We start from the raw sequence: 7120 nt of genomic DNA on the forward strand, positions 1-7120 counted from the left end.
TATATTTTTACCTATGAGAAATATCCAGAATTAAATATTGAAAAGACAACAAATAGGATTGAAGGGCTATTTAAAGAACTTAAGGACAAATTACGCCCTCACAGTGGTTTAACAAGAAAACATAAAATACTGTTTATACAGGATTTTTTAAATAAAAAAAGCTGGTAAAGATCATCCAGAATAATCTTTACCAACTATTTTGTCCTATAAAGGCATAAAGTGCAAAAAGACCAACTATTTTGTCCTATATGCCCAAAAATAACAAGACCGCTCTAAGGCGGTCTTGTTTCGTCTAGCTGTTAAACAATTAAATTTTGTAAAATACAAAAATCATTAGAACACTTTCTTAAAAGGTTTTACGATCACATCACCGTAAACACCTGCCTCTACATAAGGATCTTGTGCCGCCCAATTTTGTGCTTCTGCCAAAGAAGAAAATTCAGCAATAACTGTTGAACCAGTAAATCCGGCTGTCCCCGGATTTTCATCATCAATTGCTGGGTTCGGGCCAGCAGTTAATAAACGTCCTTGTTGTTGCAATGCATATAAACGAGCGAGATGTTTTTCACGCACTGCTAAACGTTGTTCTAAAGTGTCGGGTAAATCTTGGGCAAAAATCACATAGTACATAATTACTCCTTATCTTGATGTTGTTTAATCATTTGCAATGCCTGTTCCAATTCTACGTTATTTTCTTTCGGAATAGGATAAGGCTTGCCGTATTCATCTATTGCAACATAAGTGAATACAGCTTCAGTTACTAAATCACGCTTGGAAACAAAATCTCGAAATGCGTGTTTTACCCACACCTCCACTTCTATTTGCAACGAAGTATTACCAACTCGAGTACAGCGTCCGTAACAACATACAATATCACCAACCGACACCGGCTTATGAAATGTAATGTTATTAACGTGTACAGTAACCACACGCCGATGTGCAATTTCATTAGCTAAAATCGCACCACCAATATCCATTTGCGACATAATCCAACCGCCGAAAATATCACCGTTGGCGTTGGTGTCAGAAGGCATTGCCAATGTTCTTAACAACAAAGTGCCACTTGGCACACGCTCTGTCGTACTCATTTTTCATCCCTATTTTTTTGTTGTGCAAGATGCGGATAAATATAAACACCGGTTAATAGTGATGCTGCCAAAGTCAAACCAAAAAAGCCGAAAGATTTAAAATCCACCCAGATATCATCTGATAAAAACAGACTGACATAAATATTAATCAACATACATATAATAAAGAAAACTCCCCATCCTAAATTGAGGTTTTCCCATACTTTCTGTGGCAGTTCAATTTCCTTGCCTAGCATACTTTTTATCAATAATTTCTTAAAGCCAAACTGGCTAATTAATAAAATCAAAGCAAATAATGCATAAACAATGGTGACTTTCCATTTCAAAAATTCAAGATCATTAAAATAGGCTGTCAAACTACCGAAAAAGATGATAGCTATTGCCATAATCCATTGTGATTTCTCAATTTTGCCGTATTTGATTTTCAAAATCGCAAATTGAATCATTGTGGCGATAATTAAGGTAATTGCCGCCTCACGCACGCCAAAAAATTTATAAACGGCAAAAAAGAGAATAAGTGGAATAAATTCTAATAGTTGTTTCATAATGATACTTTTTTCATAAACACACGATAAAAACGATAAGCAAAAATAAGCGAAAACAGATTAATAAAAGCAGTGAGAATGGTTGAAACCACCACTAAATTTTTGCCTAACAATAAAATTAATTGATTGCTAACCATCATAGGTAGCACATAAACCAAAAAAAGATAACCTAGAATAGCTTTCCATTGACGACGTTGATTAATTAATTGATACAATTTACCTAAGCCCTGCTTTTCCGGTTCCAATAAATAAGCAAACGGCAACAGTGCTACTTTAGTTAAAAAATAACCACTGATAACAAATGAGACAATAGCACTGATCACTAATGTAGTTACATCATTTGAAATAGTTAAAGCACTCAACCCCATAAACATTGGGAAAAAAGCCAGCAACAAAATAATATTATAGCCGGCAAAACCAAATACTTTTTTTAACGCTTCCCCCAAATAAAGGAACATATCGCTGATGCGATTCGTTAAAATTTGATCGACTGTCAAAATAAACCAAACCGTAAACAACAACGTTAAAAACAAATTGATGAATGCGGCAAAAACAAGTGATGACGGAATTAAAGTCGGAGTAGACAATAATTTTTCTAAACCACCGTATGAATTCACTATAAGTTGAAATACCAATGAGTTTAAAGCAAATAAAACGGTAAAGGTGATCACAATCGGATAGCGATTGCGAACAAAATAACCACTTTCTTGGAAAATACGAAAAAAGTTGATAGGCATTGTTTCCTCTGTCTATTACATAAGTCAAAACAGCAAGAGTATAGCAACTTCAAGTAAGAAATTCAGCATAAGTATGCTAAACTTCGTGTCTTTAATATTTTAATGTGTGATAGCTGACTTATGATTAAAAAATATTGGCAACTTTTTTGTATCATTTTCCTTGTTAACCTATTTTCTAGTGCTTATGCAGGTCTATTTGATAAAAAAGCGGAATTTCTTACTGTCGAACAAGCATTTCCATTTTCAGTACAGGCACAAGCACAACAAATCATCCTACATTGGGAGATTCAACCCAATTATTATCTCTATAAACATACAATTCAGGTTAAAGGTGAAAATATTGCATTTACACAGCAAATTGAGCCAATTGTAGAAAAAAGTCATCAAGATCCCTATTTCGGTAATACACAAGTCTATGAACAGGGCTTAGAAATCAAATTGTTACCAAAACAAGGTGTTTTCCACGCAGAAGGCAGTTTAGAAGTGAGCTATCAAGGGTGTACCGCAGGTTTATGTTATCCACCACAAACACGACAAATACAGCTTACAGAGCTATTAAACCACGATACATTAAACACAAATACGACAAATAATCAGGAAACATCTCTCACTCAACAGTTATTCCAAAGCAAATATGCTGCATTTTGGTTTTTTCTACTCGGTATAGGTTTAGCCTTCACCCCTTGTGTATTGCCTATGCTGCCTTTACTATCAGCATTGGTAATTGGGCAAAAACAACGTGCTAATACAGCTAAAGCACTATTACTCAGTTTTGTATATGTTCAAGGAATGGCGTTCACTTATGCATTATTAGGATTAGCTGTCGCTGCTGTCGGGCTTTCCTTACAAGCGTGGTTGCAAAGCCCTTATGTATTGGCTTTCTTTGCGCTTTTATTTATTCTGCTTGCCTGCTCTATGTTCGGTTTATTTAATTTACAAATCCCCTCTAGCTGGCAAACTAAATTGAATGCATTAAGTCAAAAACAATCTGCTGGTGTTTATGGTGGCGTATTTATAATGGGTGCTATTGCTGGTTTAATCGCTTCACCTTGTACATCTGCACCGCTTTCAGCAGCGCTGCTTTATGTCACACAGTCCGGTGATCTACTGACCGGTGCATTAACACTCTATTTATTAGCCTTAGGAATGGGCGTACCATTAATTGCAATTACCATCTTCGGCAATAAAATTCTACCTAAATCCGGCGCTTGGCTAGAAAATGTGAAAGTTGCCTTCGGTTTTGTACTGCTAGCATTGCCGATTATTCTGCTTTCCCGTATTTTACCGACTTATTGGGAACAGATTTTGTGGTTATTATTGGGTATCTCTTCTTTTAGTTGGTTTATTACTATCGTTGGTAAAAAACATCGTTTTTGGCAGCTTTTTGCTCTTATCGGCATTGTTTTATCTACCACTCCGCTTTACTTCAGTTGGCAACAATATTGGCAAAATAGCAATGGTAGTAATAGCAATAAAACATTTATCACTGTAACTTCACTTAATCAATTACAACAGCAGCTGCGACAAAATCCGCACCAAATAGCGATGGTTGATCTTTATGCCGATTGGTGTGTTGCTTGTAAAGAGTTTGAACATAAAACCTTTAATCAGCCACAAGTACAACAAAAGTTATCTCAAATTTTATTAATTCGAGTCGATATGACAAAAAATAGTGTAGAAAATCAGATATTAAGTAAGAAATATAATGTGCTAGGCTTACCAACCATTCTCTTTTTTGATCAACAGGGAAATGAAATTGCCAATAGCCGTATTACCGGCTTTTTAGAAGCACAACCATTTTTAGACTGGCTGAAAAAAATTCAAGGAAAACAGTAATATTTTTTCCAAATTGTTCATAGTAAAAAACAGGATAGTAAATTTTCATATTAGAATATTAAGAATAAGTTCTCATCTACCGGAAAATTTATAGGAAAAGTAAGCTAAATGACTGCTGTAAATAGTTTAAACTTATTTTTGTATTAGAAAACTATTTAAAAGTACTGATTTTCTTATTTAAATTTTTACATACCTATTTCATCAATAGCCATTTTATAACAAACATAACTAAAATGAGTTATATCTATATTTCATTTATGTCTATAAAATCCCCGACATTTTTGTACAATATTTGAGTAACATTCAGATTTTTTGAAATATTTCGTTTTTGTATTAATCACATTTTTCGTAAGAAACGGATTTTTTACAAGAAACAAAAACAGTCAAAATTGTGCTGTTTTTCATTTGAAGAATAGCAATTAGGAATTTATGGAGCATTGCAATGAACAAAGTTTATAAAATTATTTTTGACCCGATTTTAGGCTTATTTAAAGTGGTTTCAGAATTAGCAAAAGGGAAAGGAAAAGCAAATAAAGGGAAGAAATTAACTACACTTGTAATCTTAACATCTTTATCTTCTGTTGCTGTAGCAACTGATTATGCGGCAGGGGGGGGGGCAAAGAAGAAGTAGTGTAGCTGGCTCAATTGTTATTGGTGCAGGAGAGACAAATGGAGATGCTGCATATGTAGGTAAAGATGGACAACATCCTGCTGGAAATAATGGTACTGTGGTCGGACGAACTGCTATAGGCTGGAGTACTGGAGATACCGCTTACGGGGCATTCAGCAATGCGAAAGGAAGTTCAGTTTTAAATTCCAATTTTGGTTTAGCTGATTCTTTTGATCAGATTTATTCAAAGTCTTCAGGACAGGCATTTCATCTCATCACAAATTCTAATAAACTAAGTAATTATAATAAAGGCGATAATGTCGCTTTAGGTTTTAAATCTTCTGCTTTTGGTTTGCAATCTGTTTCTCTGGGAATGAAGAGCATTGCCAGTGGCGAAAATGCATTATCCGTGGGAGCAGGTTCTGTTGCTCGAGATAGCTATAGCGTTGCCATTGGTAGCGAATCAAAAGGAATGGGCGAAGCCTCTGTGGCAATGGGAACATTCTCCAATGCTTTAGGGAATTACCAACTAGATTTAACGAAATTTAATGATATTAATAACGATGGTTATAGCACAATCACTCAGCCAGCGGAGAATAGCTTAAAGTATCAATTAATTGATCCTACAACGGACCGAACACAAAGTAAAATCACCACCAACAGCGCCTCAGCTTCTGAAGATGCAGCTTTAGGGGTGAAAGCCATTGCCTTAGGTGATCGTTCTGCTTCTATTGGGGTGAAGACCGTGGCTAACGGCACGGCTGCTCTGGCTGTAGGCACAGAATCTGTGGCAAGAACAAATTATACCATTGCCCAAGGTTATCAAGCTAAAGCTTGGGAAGAAGAGGCGATTGCAATTGGTAAAGAAGCCAAAGCGAATGCACAAAATGCCATTGTTTTAGGGAATGGATCTTCAAATCAATCACAGAATGCTCTTGTACTAGGTAATGAAATCAGCTTACCAACGGGTAATGATAATTCTGTGGTTATTGGGTATCAATCCACCGTTGCAACCGGCAACAAAACGCGTGGCACAACTTCTTATACTTCAGAGACAATTGGCGGATTAGCCTTTGGTAGCTTTTCTGGCGGTAGTCCAACAAGTGTATTTAGCATTGGACCAGCAGGGGGCAGAACATTACAACACGTTGCCGCAGGTAAATTAAGTGCCACTTCAATGGATGCCGTTAATGGTTCACAACTTTATCGCACTAATCTTGCGTTAAGTAATTTAGCCACAACGCTTGTCGACAATTTAGGTGCCGATAATGCGGCAGTTGTTAAAACAAATGGCGATACATTAGGTCAGTTGAGTTTTTCTAATATTGGAGGGACAAAGAAAAACACCGTACATGAGGCAATTAAGAAAATTGCAGATAGTACAATCAAGCTAGGTGGAAATACCGGTTTAACTAATGGGATAAACCGCCAAACAAGCTCTAGCTTTGGCATTAAAGGGGCTGCTAATGGTGGAATCACCACCGATGCTTCTGGAAATGATGTGCTAATTTCCCTTGATCAAACAACCAAAGATACGTTAGCTAAAGTAAGCACTCTCGAAACTACGGTAAATTCTGGTTGGAAAATTCAACAAGGCAGCACAGATAAAGGGGATATTGGTGCAGGCAAAAAAGTAAGCTTTGCTAATGGAGATCTAACTACAGCAAGTGTGGTAATGTCTGCTGATAATAATACAGCAACAGTAAAATTTAATGTACAAACCACAGACTTAGACAATCATGAAACCACAGGTGCTGTTTCCGTAACAGAAGAAAATAAAAATAAATTGGTGTCTGCGGGCGATATTGCTAAAGCCATTAACAAGGCTACCAGTAGCCTAAGTTCTTCTTTGGCATTCAGAGGGGATAATAATCCTACTGTGGGAGTCGATGTAGCAAATGATACTAATACTAAAGTTGATTTAAAAAAACAAGCTCTTAAAGTACTAGGAACTTCTAGTTATGTTACAACAAAAGCAACAGGGCAAACCTTAACCATTGATTTAGATAGCGATTTAAAAGAGAAATTAAATAATTTACCTGATAATGTTAATAAAAGTTTACAAAATATTAATGACAAAATTGGTACTGCTCCAGCTGACGCACCGAATGCACAAACTTCGCCTGCGGGGGATGATGGCTTAAATGGCAAAAGCCTAACAGAACAAATTCATGCTTTACGAGATGGTTTAGCAGGCAATGTGGTTTATACAAACCAAGATGGCGAGCGTTTAGTAAAAGGTTCTGATGGCAAATATTATGTTGCTGAAAAAGTGGGTGATAAAGTACAAGGACCTAATGGTGA

The 7120-nt window shown here is 36.2% G+C and carries 7 protein-coding genes; 3 read left to right on the top strand and 4 right to left on the bottom strand.

The window, feature by feature from the left end:
• Positions 1–333: 333 nt before the first annotated feature.
• The 4 genes from P375_RS11130 to P375_RS11145 are packed head-to-tail and all read right to left on the bottom strand — an operon-like array spanning position 334 to position 2370.
• Positions 334–630 (bottom strand): YciI family protein, encoded by a 297-nt coding sequence (locus P375_RS11130; protein WP_039137077.1) that lies wholly within the window; start codon positions 628–630, stop codon positions 334–336.
• Between the two features lie 2 nt (positions 631–632).
• On the bottom strand, positions 633–1088 hold the full coding sequence (gene yciA, locus P375_RS11135) for an acyl-CoA thioester hydrolase YciA (protein WP_039137079.1): 456 nt from the start codon (positions 1086–1088) through the stop codon (positions 633–635).
• The gene (locus tag P375_RS11140; RefSeq protein ID WP_039137081.1) at positions 1085–1633 is read right to left on the bottom strand and encodes a septation protein A; all 549 of its coding nucleotides are present in this window, start codon (positions 1631–1633) and stop codon (positions 1085–1087) included. Before P375_RS11140 ends, yciA begins: the two co-directional genes overlap by 4 nt.
• Positions 1630–2370, bottom strand: a complete 741-nt coding sequence (locus tag P375_RS11145; protein ID WP_039137082.1) for a hypothetical protein — start codon at positions 2368–2370, stop codon at positions 1630–1632. The genes P375_RS11140 and P375_RS11145 overlap by 4 nt, the downstream gene beginning before the upstream one ends.
• Positions 2371–2490: 120 nt before the next feature.
• On the opposite strand from P375_RS11145, the gene P375_RS11150 reads away from it, so the two are divergent.
• The 3 genes from P375_RS11150 to P375_RS12035 all read left to right on the top strand — a co-directional run.
• Positions 2491–4206, top strand: coding sequence for a protein-disulfide reductase DsbD (locus P375_RS11150; RefSeq protein WP_039137085.1), 1716 nt, complete (start codon positions 2491–2493; stop codon positions 4204–4206).
• A gap of 442 nt (positions 4207–4648) precedes the next feature.
• Positions 4649–4837, top strand: a complete 189-nt coding sequence (locus tag P375_RS11155) for an ESPR-type extended signal peptide-containing protein (protein WP_039137088.1) — start codon at positions 4649–4651, stop codon at positions 4835–4837.
• On the top strand, positions 4806–7120 hold a 2315-nt coding region (locus tag P375_RS12035; RefSeq protein ID WP_156962343.1), incomplete at its 3' end, for a hypothetical protein. The genes P375_RS11155 and P375_RS12035, both read left to right, overlap by 32 nt.

The organism is Gallibacterium genomosp. 2 (assembly GCF_000771895.1).
Classification (GTDB): domain Bacteria; phylum Pseudomonadota; class Gammaproteobacteria; order Enterobacterales; family Pasteurellaceae; genus Gallibacterium.

Excerpts from the sequence above, each read along its gene's own strand:
- P375_RS11130 (WP_039137077.1), bottom strand. The coding sequence starts at position 630 with ATGTACTATGTGATTTTTGCCCAAGATTTACCCGACACTTTAGAACAA.
- yciA (WP_039137079.1), bottom strand. The coding sequence starts at position 1,088 with ATGAGTACGACAGAGCGTGTGCCAAGTGGCACTTTGTTGTTAAGAACA.
- P375_RS11140 (WP_039137081.1), bottom strand. The coding sequence starts at position 1,633 with ATGAAACAACTATTAGAATTTATTCCACTTATTCTCTTTTTTGCCGTT.
- P375_RS11145 (WP_039137082.1), bottom strand. The coding sequence starts at position 2,370 with ATGCCTATCAACTTTTTTCGTATTTTCCAAGAAAGTGGTTATTTTGTT.
- P375_RS11150 (WP_039137085.1), top strand. The coding sequence starts at position 2,491 with ATGATTAAAAAATATTGGCAACTTTTTTGTATCATTTTCCTTGTTAAC.
- P375_RS11155 (WP_039137088.1), top strand. The coding sequence starts at position 4,649 with ATGAACAAAGTTTATAAAATTATTTTTGACCCGATTTTAGGCTTATTT.